This window comes from Candidatus Jettenia sp. AMX1 (assembly GCF_030263775.1).
GTDB lineage: Bacteria > Planctomycetota > Brocadiia > Brocadiales > Brocadiaceae > Jettenia > Jettenia caeni.
Genome location: NZ_SZPP01000023.1, coordinates 1 through 14,089, shown reverse-complemented (window position 1 = coordinate 14,089; position 14,089 = coordinate 1). Strand labels below are relative to the sequence as shown.

Sequence of the window (14,089 nt, the reverse complement as noted above, 5' to 3'; positions counted from 1 at the left end):
ATACTAGTAAATTCAATATGATCTTATGCGTTGAAGAGGACGGAGAAAAAATTACCATGAAATAAAGATTTGACTGTTTATGCAATAGTAAAATCCTAATTCTATTATATAGAAATGTTTTCCTATTTACCATAGATTATGCTTATAATGGATAAATTACTTATTTAGGATAATTTATTTTCCTATTTATTGATATTACGAGCATTAACTCTCCAGTATATAATTACAAATCTGAAATGATAAATAAAACATAAGATACTAAAAGAATTTATTCATAGCCTCTGCCCTTTCCATATCCCTTTTGTACAATTCCTTTTCGCTGATGCTATTCTGAAACAAACGGTTCTTTATCTTGAAAAATGGTCTGCGAAAATATTGTCTGTAATAATAGGCAAGAGGATAATTTTTAATAAAGGCAGGGGTGGTGCAGATATAATTGGCATATTTTCTATTATATTTCCACCGGAGAAATTGAATGTCTTCTGGTTCCAGATAGTTTGTTTTAATATTTGCCCAAAAACAGTTATAGCGGCTATAGTCATATTTATTTGTTACAAGTCCCATATTAAGCAATTCTTCACGCATACCTGTTTTAGGATAGGGGGTTAATATCTGGTCTGCAAAGAAATCAATTTGTAAATTTACAAAGAATTCATAATTCCTTGCAATATCTTCTTCTTTATCGTTTGGGTTTCCAATGATCATGCCACCGACGATCATAATATTGTATTCGTGGAGTCGTTTAACAGCTAATTTGGTTCTCTCGATAATATTTCCCTTTTTCAAAAGTCTCAAATTTTCTTCTGAGGCATTTTCTATACCAAGGAAAACGATTCGAAAGCCTGCCTTAGCCATTTTTTCAATAAGGGTATCAGAGGAAGTAATTCCCATGCTACTTGCCTGAATAATGTATCGGATATCGTTGTGCCCGGCTTCGGTTATAGCATCGCAAAGGGACTCAAATCCTTTGATGTCTAAAGTAAAATTATCATCCGAGAATATGATGAAATTTGCACCATTCTGTTTGGCGTTAGCAATGTCTAAAAGTATTCTTTCAATACTAAACCTTCGGAAGGTTTTCCCGTACATTTTATCCATACTGCAAAAATTGCAAGGCATAACACATCCACGGGAGGATTCCACAATATCAAGCGTGAAACCATAATATTGATATCCCTTCCATATTCGTTGGGAACGGTTTGGAATTTTTATTTTTGTAAGATCTTCTAATGGCCGTGCTTGATTATGGATAAAATAGTTATCAACCCGAAATGAGATGCCTGGGATGCTTTCCAGAGATCTTTTACCATCTATGGCCTCTAATAACTCATTAAAACATAAATCTCCTTCGCCGCGAATGATAAAGTCAAAAGGGCCTGAATCATCACTTTCGCACATTTCATGATACATTAAGGTGGCATGGTATCCGCCTAAAACGGTTTTAGTATCTTTCTTGAGGCTTTTTACAAGATCTGCTATTCTCTTAGCTGTAGCGAATTGGAAACTCATGGCAGATAATCCTACAATATCTGGTTGATATTGTAGGAGCAATTCCCTGATAGTTTCAGCAATTCTAGTTCTTCGTAAGATAAGATCAGCCAGATAAACGTTATGGCCTTCAATATTACCTGCAATAGACGAAATGGCAAGATTAGGTGGTTTCCACCGGTTTGCATTGAAGTGAGGGGCACAGTCTGGCATGGATAATAAGAGAATATTCATAGATTATTTTTACCTGTTTTTATGTTTTCTGATACTTCTTTATATTCTCTTATTCTATCAGTAATTCTAAGGCTTTCAAGGGAATTTAATTAACGCTTGAGTTAGTCTGCCAGGTAATAGATGAACGAACGACAGAGATTAGATACTGTTATTCAAATACTGATTCTTTAATGACAAACAAGAATTAGACATATACGACCAAGACCTTTGGAAACACCTAAGCAATTCAATTTCTGCAGGACATACTCTATCATACAAGCCAAAAGATCATATCACGTGGAATATATAACACGTTAGAGTAAGATAGAATATCCTGCAGATGATGATTTCATGATTATACAGGACTTTGTGCAGCAAAGTCATAAACAACTACGAATAAATAACCCCGAAGGGGCGACATGATTATAGAGAAATTTGTTATTTTATCACAGGCGAGATGCCGGATTTTGAGATTGATGTTCGCATTTCGGTATCTGCCTTGATATTTTTCAAATGATAATAATCCATAATGCCCAGATTTCCTTCGCGGAATGCTTGTGCAATGGCCTTTGGCACTTCGGCTTCTGCTGCAAGTATTTTTGCCATGTTTTCTTCTGCAAGTGCCTTCATTTCGTGTTTATGTGCAATAGCCAATCCCTGTCGTTTTTCAGCTTCTGCCTGGGCCAGACGTTTATCTGCCTCAGCCTGATCAGCCTGGAGTTTTGCGCCAATGTTTTCGCCTACATCGATATCGACAATATTAATAGAAAGAATCTGAAAGGCTGTATCTCCATCAAGCATTTTTTCCATGACAAGTTTTGATATTAAGTCAGGTCTTTCCAACACCTCCTTGTAGTTTTCTATGGAGCCAATAGAAGTAACAATGCCTTCGCCGACGCGGGCAATAATAGTTTCTTCAGTTGCTCCACCCACGAGCCTGTCAATCTTTGTGCGTAGTGTCACCCGCGCCTTAACCTTTATCTGTATACCATCTTTTGTTACGGCATCCAGTGTGGAACAATCTCTTGCATCTGGACAATCAATTACCTTCGGGTTGATACTCGCCTTTATCGCATCGAATACATCTCTTCCTGCAAGGTCGATGGCGCAAGCATGATCAAAACCGAGTTCAATGCCTGCTTTCAATGCGGCAATCATGGCGCGTACAACATGCTTAATATTTCCGCCTGCCAGGGAATGTGATTCCAGAGATGCAGCGGCGATGTCAATTCCGGCCTTTTTAGCCATAATACGGTATTCTACAATAGACTGGATATCGACATGGCGAAGCGCCATACCGATTATGTGTAAGAGAGATACATGGGCATTTGATGTAATAGACTTGAGATAAAGCCTTCCGTATTTAAAGAGCATAAAGAGAAATGCAGATATAAATAAAAAGATTATAATAAGAAAGACGGCTGAGTCATTTACTGATATTCCAAGAAGCGGTAGGTATTGCATACTTTCTCCTGTAGAGTATTTGATAAATTGAGCCATTTTAATACATGTCAGACGAAAGCGAACTGTTAAACGTTTTCGGTACAACGGGGGATGATTGACATGAGGAAATTACCTTATCGATGTGTCGATTTCCCGATTATAAACCGTTGTTATCTTCTAGTCTCCTTTTCAATTCGTTGAGTTTGTTAAGAGCTTCGAGGGGAGATATCTTAGATATATCAAGCTTCTTAATCTCTTCGATTACCATATCTTGTTTTGATACAAAAAGTTTTAATTGAGTAGGCCTTTTATCCTGAACTGTTTTCAGGGGTGCAAATTTTGGCTTACCGTTTATATCTAACGTTGCGGCCTCGAGGTTGTTCAGGATTATGCGTGCCCTCTGAATAACCTCTTTCGGTATACCAGCAAGCCGAGCAACATGTATTCCATAACTTTTATCTGTTCCGCCTTCTACAATCTTTCGTAAGAATATAATCTCATCGCCCCATTCCTTAACAAGGATATTAAAGTTTATGACGCCCGGAAAGAGCAAGGCAAGCTCTGTAAGCTCATGATAGTGGGTGGCAAAGAGTGTTCGGGCGTGGATATGCTGGTAGATATATTCTGTAATTGCCCAGGCAATGCTGATTCCATCAAAGGTGCTTGTGCCGCGTCCTACCTCGTCTAAGATAATTAAACTGCGTGCTGTGGCGTTATTAAGAATATTTGCTGTCTCATTCATTTCCACCATAAAGGTACTCTGCCCCCGGGAGAGTTCATCCGAGGCGCCTACCCGTGTAAAGATCCTGTCTACGGTTCCGATAACTGCCTCTTTTGCGGGGATAAAACTTCCTATTTGCGCCATAAGGACAAGGAGCGCTACTTGACGAATATAGGTGCTTTTTCCGGCCATATTTGGTCCGGTAATGATCATTATTTTATTGTTTACTCCATCCAGATTGATATCGTTGGGAACAAAACTTTCATTTATCAGTTTCCGAGTGAGTACAGGGTGGCGTCCATCGATTATGTTTAATTCCAGGCTGTCGGTAATTTCTGGCATGATATACCGATTTTCCGATGCAAGATTTGCAAGGGTGGATAGCACATCTATCAACGCAATTGTCTCAGATATCTTTTGTATCTGTGGTGTGAAGGCGCTTACCTTTTCGCGTATCCGGATAAATAGGTCATATTCTAAATCTTTCGCACGCTCATCAGCCGTTAGCACTTTTGTCTCGTAATCTTTCAGCTCAGGTGTAATGAAGCGTTCTGCATTTTTAAGAGTTTGTTTTCTGATATAGGTCTTCGGTATATTATCCATATGTATATTGGTTACTTCTATATAATAGCCAAATACCTTATTATAACCTACTTTAAGAGAATTAATCCCTGTTCTGGCAATTTCTTCGGCTTGAAAGTTGGCAATCCAGCTCTTTCCGTTTTTGCTAATGTATTTCAATTCGTCGAGTGCAGGATCGTACCCCTCTCGAATAAGCCCTCCATCTTTAATTGTTGGAGGGGGATCTGATACAAGAGCGGCGCCGATTAGGGTTTGCACTTCCTCAAGGGTATCTAATTGTTGTTCTGTGGTTACCAGGATATCTGAAATACAAAATCCTATTTGATCTTTCAGAGCGGGTAGTTTTGAGAGAGATTGTTTAAGAGCAATGAGATCACGGGCATTGGCGCGACCACAACTTATCTTCGTTGAAATTCGTTCAATATCATAAATGTTACTGAGAATATTCCGTAATTCTCGTCTGAGTTCCGGTTTCTCAAACAACTCATATACACCAACCTGGCGATATTTAATTTCAGCGGATATCCGTAGCGGACTAATGACCCATTCCCTGAGTAACCGGGCGCCCATGGGTGTCTTTGTCTGATCAATTATGGCAAGTAATGAGCCCTCCCGGTCATGGGTTCTCATGGTTTGTGTAAGTTCCAGGCTTTGCTGCGTTGCTTTATCGATAAGTACTCTGTTATCTGCCCGGTATCTCTGGATTTTTATAATATGCCTTAGTGATGTCTTTTGGGTATCTTTTAAATATTGAATCACAGCGCCTGCAGCGCCTAAAGCTGGCCCTACATCTTCGCAGTCAAACCCTTCCAGGGATGTTGTCCCAAAATGTTCTGTTAAGATGTGATACGCAGTATCTTTTGAAAATTCCCAATCAGGTCTGGCGGTAATCATGATGTTGTATTCTGCCCGGATTTTTTCTACAAAGGCGGTATGATTATGAAAGGTTTCTTCGGGCATTAACAGCTCTGACGGATTTAGTCTTGCAAATTCATCAAAAAGCCTGTCTTTCTGGATATCCTCTACCTCAAATCGACCGGTAGACAGATCGATCCACGATAATCCAAACAGGGTATTCGTTTCTAATAGTGCCATTAAATAGTTATTGCTTTTATCTTCCAGGAGAGAATCTTCGGTGACTGTACCAGGTGTTATAATCCGGGTAACGCCACGATCTACGATCCCCTTAGCTTCTTCAGGGTTTTGCAATTGGTCGCAAATGGCTACTTTGTGCCCGGCCTTAATTAATTTTCGGATATAAGACTCGGCAGAATGGTGAGGTACACCTGCCATCGGTATTGAATTTTCTCCCTTTGAGCGAGACGTTAGGGTAATTCCTAATACCTTTGAAGCAAGTTTTGCATCCTCAAAAAACAATTCATAAAAATCGCCCATACGGAAAAAAAGCAATGCGTCTTTATGTTGTATTTTGATTTCATTATATTGACGCATCATGGGTGTTTCGTTCATTTTTTTCAGCTAACAGAAGATCAGATAGAGAATAAAAGATACATATAGTTATTGTCGGATTTTCTTCTTTTGCCTGCAAGTCATAATTAATCAATGTCTTATACATTAGTAAAACCATTTTTCCTTGATTAAGGGAAAGAAAGACCGAAAATTTCGAGAAGTTCTTTGACGTTATGTGCCGGGCATGCAGGTTTTAAAAAATAAATTAACGATTAATTATATACCTTCTCATATCATAATTCATCTTATTTTTCCATTTTTACTCATTAATCGGATAAGCAAAAAAGGTATTTAACCTGGTTTTGAGTAATTATCCTTATTATAAGTAACTGCTATTTTGCTCGCTATATAAGGTAGACATCTTAACTTCGGGGTTATTTTGAAAAAAATAAAGATGAGAAAGGCAGTTGCAATCTGATGAACCGAAGCCTTTTACAGGAGTTGTGGCATTTTTTATAGTGCTAATTCTCCGACTCAGCCTACATTCCCAGTTCTTTTCAAGAGCATAGGTATGGACACAAATAACTTTCCCATAAGCTAACAGATAATCGATATGCCAATGAAATTTCTTTTCTTTGCGCAGATGCCTTTCAATCCTGCGTTCCAGGTTATCTTGTGCGCTTCCGATGTAGACATAAAAGCCTGCTGCAAAGTTATATATACCCAGAGATCCGACCTTTATCATGTACGATTGATGTAGCCTAATAATAAGACAATAGATACCTTTATTCATAGTAAGGTTTGTTGCACGGTAAAAAATTAAAAGTAAAAGGGTTTAAATTTTTAAGTATTGAAATAACTAAATATTAATAACATGAAAAATCTCTTCAAAATAAAAAGTCTCTATGTGATAACTATTTTAACGTTGAAGTTTTCTTTAAAATCAGTTATCCTTAATTGGTATTATACATTTCTATTAACATGAATTCCATGAGCGGTTCGTGTCCGTCTGGCACTGGCACTAATTACTGGCACTAAAAAGTTGCCGAAGACTTAACTTGACGTTTAGGAAATTCAAACCGTCCTGCTTGTTTTTCGACCTGCTTGTTTCCAGACGGAATTTGGAACGAGCAAAGCAGAACAGAATTTGGGAACGAGCAGAGAAGCCGCTGCCAAAGGCAGCCTAATTGATTTTGAGGTACTATATTTATGATTCCTGAATATTTAAGGTACACCCCTGCACACGCATGGTTTTTTCATGACAATAAATCAATTACCGTTGGTTTAACAGAATTTATTGTTAATAAACTTGATAAATTGCTATTTCTGGATCTTCCGAAAGTCGGAGATGAAATCCTTTCAGATATCTGCTTTGGAGAAGTAGAATCGTTAGAAACGCTGCTTGATATTACATCGCCTATAAGCGGCGAAGTCATAGCGGTAAATGAACGTCTATTTGAGAATTTGGACATCTTGAGTTATGATCCCTACAAACATGGTTGGTTAATCAAGTTTGTAACACCAGAATCTCATCTTCTTGACGAATTAATGAATGCGCAGCAATACATGGCGTACATTAGTAAGTCACAGCCTGTCACCCCCCTGAAGCAGAGAAAACAACACAGCAAAGTTGTTAAGAGAAAGCAGCAAAAATAGCTGTTCTACGAGCCCTATGATGAAACGCAGGATTGTTATATTGGCCGAAGGAAGACTGGACGTTTTCAGTGCAAAAACAGCAGTTGGTGTTATTCGCTATCGCAAAGAAGAAGTTATTGCGATTATAGACCGTTTCAATGCGGGAAAAGATCTTATTTCAATTATTGGTATTGGTGAAGGAATTCCCATTGTCAGCAATATCCAGGAACTATTACATCTGAACCCTACAACACTCCTCATCGGTATTGCTCCTCCCGGCGGCATACTACCGGCAGACTGGCGTAATCATATCACAGATGCTTTAAGAAATAAGCTCCATATTATGAGTGGCCTCCATACCCATTTAAGTGATGATCTTGAGTTTTGTGTATTAGCTCAGGAGCATCGTGTAAAGATCTTTGATATTCGCAAACCACCTGAGAATATCCCTATTGGAACCGGTAAGGCACAAGAAACAAAAGCATTGCGTATCCTTACCGTAGGCTCCGATTGCAATATAGGGAAGATGCTGACCTCTATTGAAATTACAAATGCAGCGAAGAAGCGGGGTATCAATGCCTGTTTTGTAGCCACCGGGCAGACAGGTATTATGATTGAAGGGAGTGGAATCGCGGTAGATCATGTCCTTTCTGACTTCATTTCCGGGGCGGCTGAAAAACTCGTGCTTGACCGCGCCCATTATTCACTCCTTAGCATTGAAGGACAAGGTTCTATTACCCATCCGGCATACTCAGGTGTTACCCTTGGTCTCCTTCATGGTTCAGCTCCGCAGGGTCTAATCTTATGTCATCAGCCCGCACGAAAGACGTTACGTCATTATAGTAACTTTCCTATTATACCGCTCCCTCATTTGATTAAACTCTATGAGGATCTGGCACGGCCTGTTTATCCCTGTAAAGTGCTTGGGATCTCACTCAACTGTCTCGGCATATCAGATCACGATGCATTGCAGGAGATCCAAAGGGTAGAGGAAGAAACGAAACTTCCTGTTACCGATCCCATCAAATTTGGGGTGGACAAATTTCTTGATGTTATCCAACCTCTTTTATCATGAATCTTTCTTATCGTCCACTTAGTTTGAAATTGAGGCATACCTTCAAAATTGCCAGAGAAACTCGTAGTATTCAGGATAATATTGTAGTTGAGCTAAAAGATGAAGATGGAATATCGGGACTTGGAGAAGCTGCGCCAACCAGTTTTTTTGGAGAAAGTATATTGAGCGTTGCCGCGGTATGTAATGAGTCTACCGATGTATTAAAAAATGCAGACCCATTTCAAACGGAAGATATTACCCGTTCCCTGGCAAACAAATTCCCCGGCAATTCTGCCGCGCGTGCTGCAATCGATATAGCTCTCCATGATATAGTGGGTAAAAAATTGAAAATACCGCTCTATAAGCTTTTAGGTTTAAATCGAACTGGGGAAAAAGCGACCTCATTTACCATAGGAATTGATACCCTGGAGAAGATGTGTGAGAAGGTGGATGAAGTAAAGGATTTCTCCATTCTGAAAATAAAGGTGGGTATAAAAAATGATATAGAGATCCTTAAGGAGTTGCGCAAAATTACCAAAGCAATCTTCCGTGTTGATGCCAATACAGGTTGGACGGTGGATGAGGCAATAAAGAAATTGAACATCATGGAAGAACTTGGTGTTGAACTTGTGGAACAGCCATTTCCTATTGGTAACATCTTGTCCCTGAGAGGGATAAGAGATCGTGTAAAAATTCCTGTTTTTGCAGATGAAGATGTTAAAAATGCAGGAGATATACCGGCTATATCAGGTGTGGTGGATGGGATTAATATTAAGCTCATGAAATGTGGCGGAATTCGGGAAGCCCTTCGGATGATTCATACGGCCAGAGCTCATAATCTTAAAGTAATGATAGGCTGCAATATCGAAAGTTCCCTGTCTATCACAGCGGCAGCTCATCTTATCTCCCTGGTTGACTATGTTGATCTTGATGGACACTTGCTCGTTACCAATGATCCTTATCTGGGGGTAACAGTTGATAAAGGGAAATTACTATTGCCGGAAGGTAATGGGCTGGGGGTAGTGAAAAGGAATGTTTGGGAGACTGCCTGAACGGCTAACCCTTATGTTCAGAATATGTCTTTTCTGTCTGTATTTTGAATGATTACAAAGCACCTATGCAAAATAACATATTGATTGAAGAAATATTGACAAATGCTAAAGGGATACATGATTATATTATCCAGATGCGCAGGGATTTTCATACCTATCCGGAAACAGGATTTCAGGAGATACGTACATCCCGTGTTATCAGAGAAGAATTGAAGCGATTGGGACTTCAGGTACAATCGGAAATTGCGAAAACGGGCGTTGTGGGCATCTTACCAGTTGATAATGCATCGAGCACGGTGGCCTTCAGGGCTGATATGGACGCCTTGCCGATTACGGAAGAAAATGATCTTGAGTTTAAATCCCAAAATGAGGGGATTGCTCATGCATGCGGACATGACGCCAATATGGCAATGCTCCTGGGTACTGCAAAACTGATGGTACAGTTAAAAGATAAACTTAAACGGCAGGTAAAATTCATCTTTCAACCTTGCGAAGAGCAACATCCCGGTGGCGCAAAACTCATGGTAGAGCATGGCGTTTTAAATAATGTAGATGAGATTTATGGATTGCATATCGAGCCCAATATCTCTTCTGGTATCTTTGGATTACGGGCAGGGGCTACTATGGCAGCTACGGATCGTGTTGTTATTACTATTATCGGGAAAGGCGGGCATGCCTCTACCCCTCATTTGTGTATAGATCCTGTTGTTATTGCCGCTGAGGTCATTCTGGCTATTCAAACTATTGTATCACGAAAAGTAAATCCTTTATCCCCTTGTGTAGTCTCTCTCTGCCAAATATCAGGGGGAACAACCTTTAATGTTATTCCGGATAAGGTCAAAATTATTGGTACGGTGAGAACCCTTTCTAAAGAATTAAGATACAGGATGCCCATACTAATTGAAGACACTATCAAAGGGATAACTTCTGTTAACAATGCCTCGTACCAATTTGAATATCTTAAGGGCCATCCTCTTCTGAATAATCCTCAACCTCAATTGGATTTCATACAAAGTAAAATCATCGAACTATTTGGTAGTAAGTCGGTAGAAAAAATAGATCCCAAAATGGGTGGAGAGGATTTTTCCTATTATCTGGAGAAAATAGGAGGCGCCTATGTCTTTCTTGGTTCAGGTAATTTAGAAAGGGGAACGAATCTGCCGTTACACAGCTCCCGATTTTTATTAGACGAGGATGTCCTTTATATGGGGCCAGCTCTGTTTACCTATATTGCATGCAATCCATGATAAAATTGTACTGGTAGTTTTGCAGTTCTCATTTTCCCCTGAAATACATTGCGTTTTATAATCGCAACCGAATTACCCCCATAACTGTGGCTATATTATTTAAAATTAGGACCAAAAAAATTATTTGTTTTGATAAATTTTCTCATATCCCTTTTGAAAATATCATGTTCTGTTTTTCCAAGGGAGGAAATAAAATTTTTTATACGGTAATAAGGTCTCAAAATGAATATTCGCAGGAGGTTGACTCCGGGGAAAATAGTTTTAAACACAGGAGTTGTTTTAAAAAAAGTAGAGTACTTACGCTTATATTTCCAACGCAAAAACTGTAAATCTTCTGATGAAAGATATTTTGTTTTAACATTTGCCCAAAAACCGTTGTACTTACTGTAATCATAACTATTGGTAACTAAACCCTCTTTGATTAAAATATCTCGCATGCCTGTTTTGGGATAAGGGGTGATAATTTGTTCGCCATAAAAATCTATATTTGCCTTATCAAAGAATTCAAAATTCTGTGCTATATCTTCTTCCTTATCTTCTGGATGACCAAGAATCATACCGCCTACAATGAGGATGTTATTGTTGTGAAGGTATTCAATTGCCTTTTTTGTTTTTTCTAAGAGATTTCCTTTATTCATCATCTTCAGATTACGCTCAGATACATTCTCGATTCCTAAAAATACGATCTGAATTCCTGCACGGGCCATTTTTTGAGCCAGTGTTGGGGAAGACGCTATACCTGTAGTACTTGCTTGAACTATATAACACAGATCGTTATGTCCGGCAGCTACAATTGCATCGCATAAAGATTCAAACCTTTTTACATTTAGAGTAATATTATCATCCGCAAAAGCTATGTACTTTGCCCCTGCTTTTTTCGCATTTGTTAAGTCAAGCATAACTCTCTCAAAGCTGTATATCCTGAATGTACGCCCGTACATCTGATTCATGCTACAGAAGTTACAGGTCATCGTACAGCCACGAGATGTTTCAACCATATCTAAGGCTTTCCCGGAAAACAGATAACCATTCCAAATACGTACATCCCGGCGCGGAAGTGGTAAGGTATCCAAATTTTCTAAGGGCCTTGGAATATTATGAATAAAATTACCATTGTCCTGATAGGATAGACCGGGGATATTCTCCCATCTCTGTTTTCCTTCAATGGCATCCAATACTTCGCGAAAGGTTGTTTCTCCCTCTCCGCGTATGATATAATCAAATACTTTACCCTTATCGGAAGACGCAATTTCCTCATACATAAGAGTAGCATGATAACCGCCGATGGCAATTTTAATATTCGGTTGTGAGCTTCTTATGAAATCTGCAATCCTTTGGGCTGTATTAAACTGAAAGGTCATGGCACTAAGTCCTACTATATCAGGCTGGTAGTCTTGAATAATGTCTCTTATTGAAGATAGTAAAGTTTTTCTTTTTAATATTAAATCAGCCAAAGCAATTTCGTGGTGTGATTGAATATTTCCAGCAATAGAAGAGATAGCGAGATTAGGTGCTCTCCACGTCTTGGCAGAGAATTGGGGTACTGTATCTGGCATAGAACATAATAAAATTTTCATGTATTTAGTTTTCTCTATTTAAACAAACAGGCTTATGGTTTTATAACTCTCGCAGAAGCCAAGCTCCATACGTTATCTATTGTACAACCTTATTATAGATTGTCAATAATGCCGGAAAGTCGAATATCTATTAGGTAGTATACAACAATGAATCGATAGATTGTAAGATCACTTTTACTGATGCAATAACGTCGATACTTCTTTATGTAATATATTTGTTATCTCAATAGTATACTCTCGATCTGTTCTTGAATTACCAAAAGACAAGGGATTTCCAAAGGATATTCGAATGTGTCTCTTTTCCGGATGGGATAGCCACCCATGCTTTGGCATAAGCTGGTTACTACCAGAAATAGCCATAGGTATTACCCGTTTTCCCGATTTTAAAATAATGAATGAAATACCCCTTTTAAACGTGCCTAATTGACCATCTTCACTTCTTGTTCCCTCTGGAAATACCACAAGTGATTTTTTTTCTGTTAATTTCTTAACAGCCGTTAAAAGAGTAGCATAAGCCTTTCTATCATCATTTCTTTGAATAGGAAGGTGTCCCGATGCTCTCATATAAGCCCCTAATATGGGAATATGAAAAACCGTATCTTTTGAGATAAAGCTAAAATTTATAGGTATATAAGCAAGAGAAAGTTTAATATCCATCATACTTTGATGATTTGATATAAAGATAACATGCTCATTTTTAGGAATATTATCTATACCTAGAATTTCAACCTTTACTCCCATAAGTTTAAATGCAATACGGCTAAAAAATCTTTCTATTGTGTTAAATACATGCTCCTTTTTTTTTGTATCAATACTTAAAATTACGGCCGTTAAGGTAGAAAGTATCCAAAACGAGACAAACAAAGCCCATGAATATATGGTAAATAGTATCTGATAAAATTTATACATAAAAATGCTGGTTTTGCTCCTTTATAAAATCCAACTCCTTGACACATCATCACTATAAAGTTATGTTGTATAGAATGTCCAATATAGTCAGTCATTATTATAGCTTATGAAGTGGATATAATAGCAAAACTACATAGTATCTTTCAATCATTAATCACTTGAGATTTTTAATGGAAGGTTATTTATAATATTTGTTTTGTTCATTTCGATTCCTAATATTACTTAACATAGTATTGAGTTGTATAAAAAATAATAATATATTAGCGGTAAAACAAGAAAAGGTAGATGGAAAGAATTTGAGCGGTTTGGAACCCTATTTTGTTCTATTTCCGCAAAAGTCATTCTATAAACTATTATGGTAATTAAGTTTAAAAAGAACCAATTTTTTTATATTTTCATACTTGCATTTAGCAATTTTTAAAGTATAATTAAACCTCGAACTTAAGAGAAAAACAATTTTTTTCTTGTTTTTTTTTTGTAAATTTAAGTATCACAAAAAATTCTTAAGTTTTTTTGTTTGTGGTTGGACTTTTGAATTTTTGTGATATAATTGCGGACGTTAGAAGTTAAAAATCGCAATAAATTTTATAAAGAATATTTTTTTTCTTGATTTGTTGTGAATTTAATATATAATTAAAGATCTGCAATTTAAGTTAAAAAACTAGTTCTTTGGCAACATAAGAAGTCATAAGCGTGCGAGAAGTGAGTTGAATTGAGTCGAGGAGTAAGCTAAGAGAGAGCTAGGCGAGAGCTTAGCG

At 37.9% G+C, this 14,089-nt stretch carries 10 protein-coding genes; 4 read left to right on the top strand and 6 right to left on the bottom strand.

The features are described 5' to 3' along the window. Nucleotides 1–258 precede the first annotated feature (258 nt). The 4 genes from FBQ94_RS08550 to FBQ94_RS08535 all read right to left on the bottom strand — a co-directional run bounded on the left by FBQ94_RS08550 (nt 259) and on the right by FBQ94_RS08535 (nt 6,650). Entirely contained in the window at nt 259–1,722 is a 1,464-nt protein-coding gene (locus FBQ94_RS08550; RefSeq protein ID WP_007223366.1) for a B12-binding domain-containing radical SAM protein, read from the bottom strand. Between the two features lie 417 nt (nt 1,723–2,139). After that, the gene (floA, locus tag FBQ94_RS08545) at nt 2,140–3,165 is read right to left on the bottom strand and encodes a flotillin-like protein FloA (RefSeq protein WP_007223365.1); all 1,026 of its coding nucleotides are present in this window, start codon (nt 3,163–3,165) and stop codon (nt 2,140–2,142) included. A gap of 136 nt (nt 3,166–3,301) precedes the next feature. After that, nucleotides 3,302–5,917 carry a DNA mismatch repair protein MutS gene (gene mutS, locus FBQ94_RS08540; RefSeq protein WP_040544655.1) on the bottom strand — a complete coding sequence of 872 codons (2,616 nt, stop codon included), beginning with the start codon at nt 5,915–5,917 and terminating at the stop codon, nt 3,302–3,304. A gap of 319 nt (nt 5,918–6,236) precedes the next feature. Next, complete coding sequence (locus FBQ94_RS08535) at nt 6,237–6,650, bottom strand: GIY-YIG nuclease family protein (protein ID WP_040544653.1); 414 nt, start codon at nt 6,648–6,650, stop codon at nt 6,237–6,239. Nucleotides 6,651–7,066: 416 nt separating this feature from the next. On the opposite strand from FBQ94_RS08535, the gene FBQ94_RS08530 reads away from it, so the two are divergent. The 4 genes from FBQ94_RS08530 to FBQ94_RS08515 all read left to right on the top strand — a co-directional run bounded on the left by FBQ94_RS08530 (nt 7,067) and on the right by FBQ94_RS08515 (nt 10,845). Continuing rightward, nucleotides 7,067–7,513: a glycine cleavage system protein H gene (locus FBQ94_RS08530; protein ID WP_007223362.1), complete on the top strand. Its 447-nt coding sequence runs from the start codon at nt 7,067–7,069 to the stop codon at nt 7,511–7,513. Between the two features lie 16 nt (nt 7,514–7,529). Beyond that, nucleotides 7,530–8,567, top strand: a complete 1,038-nt coding sequence (locus FBQ94_RS08525) for an N-acetyltransferase DgcN family protein (protein WP_007223361.1) — start codon at nt 7,530–7,532, stop codon at nt 8,565–8,567. Nucleotides 8,568–8,596: 29 nt separating this feature from the next. After that, a complete protein-coding gene (locus tag FBQ94_RS08520) occupies nt 8,597–9,598 on the top strand; it encodes a dipeptide epimerase (RefSeq protein ID WP_285442091.1) in 1,002 nt (333 codons plus the stop codon). 65 nt (nt 9,599–9,663) lie between these two features. Next, nucleotides 9,664–10,845, top strand: a complete 1,182-nt coding sequence (locus FBQ94_RS08515) for a M20 metallopeptidase family protein (protein ID WP_051006244.1) — start codon at nt 9,664–9,666, stop codon at nt 10,843–10,845. 95 nt (nt 10,846–10,940) lie between these two features. On the opposite strand, the gene FBQ94_RS08510 is transcribed toward FBQ94_RS08515, so the two are convergent. Both FBQ94_RS08510 and FBQ94_RS08505 read right to left on the bottom strand, forming a co-directional pair. Next, nucleotides 10,941–12,422, bottom strand: a complete 1,482-nt coding sequence (locus tag FBQ94_RS08510; RefSeq protein WP_007223358.1) for a B12-binding domain-containing radical SAM protein — start codon at nt 12,420–12,422, stop codon at nt 10,941–10,943. A 174-nt stretch (nt 12,423–12,596) separates the two neighbouring features. Then, complete coding sequence (locus FBQ94_RS08505; protein ID WP_007223357.1) at nt 12,597–13,331, bottom strand: lysophospholipid acyltransferase family protein; 735 nt, start codon at nt 13,329–13,331, stop codon at nt 12,597–12,599. Nucleotides 13,332–14,089 lie beyond the last annotated feature (758 nt).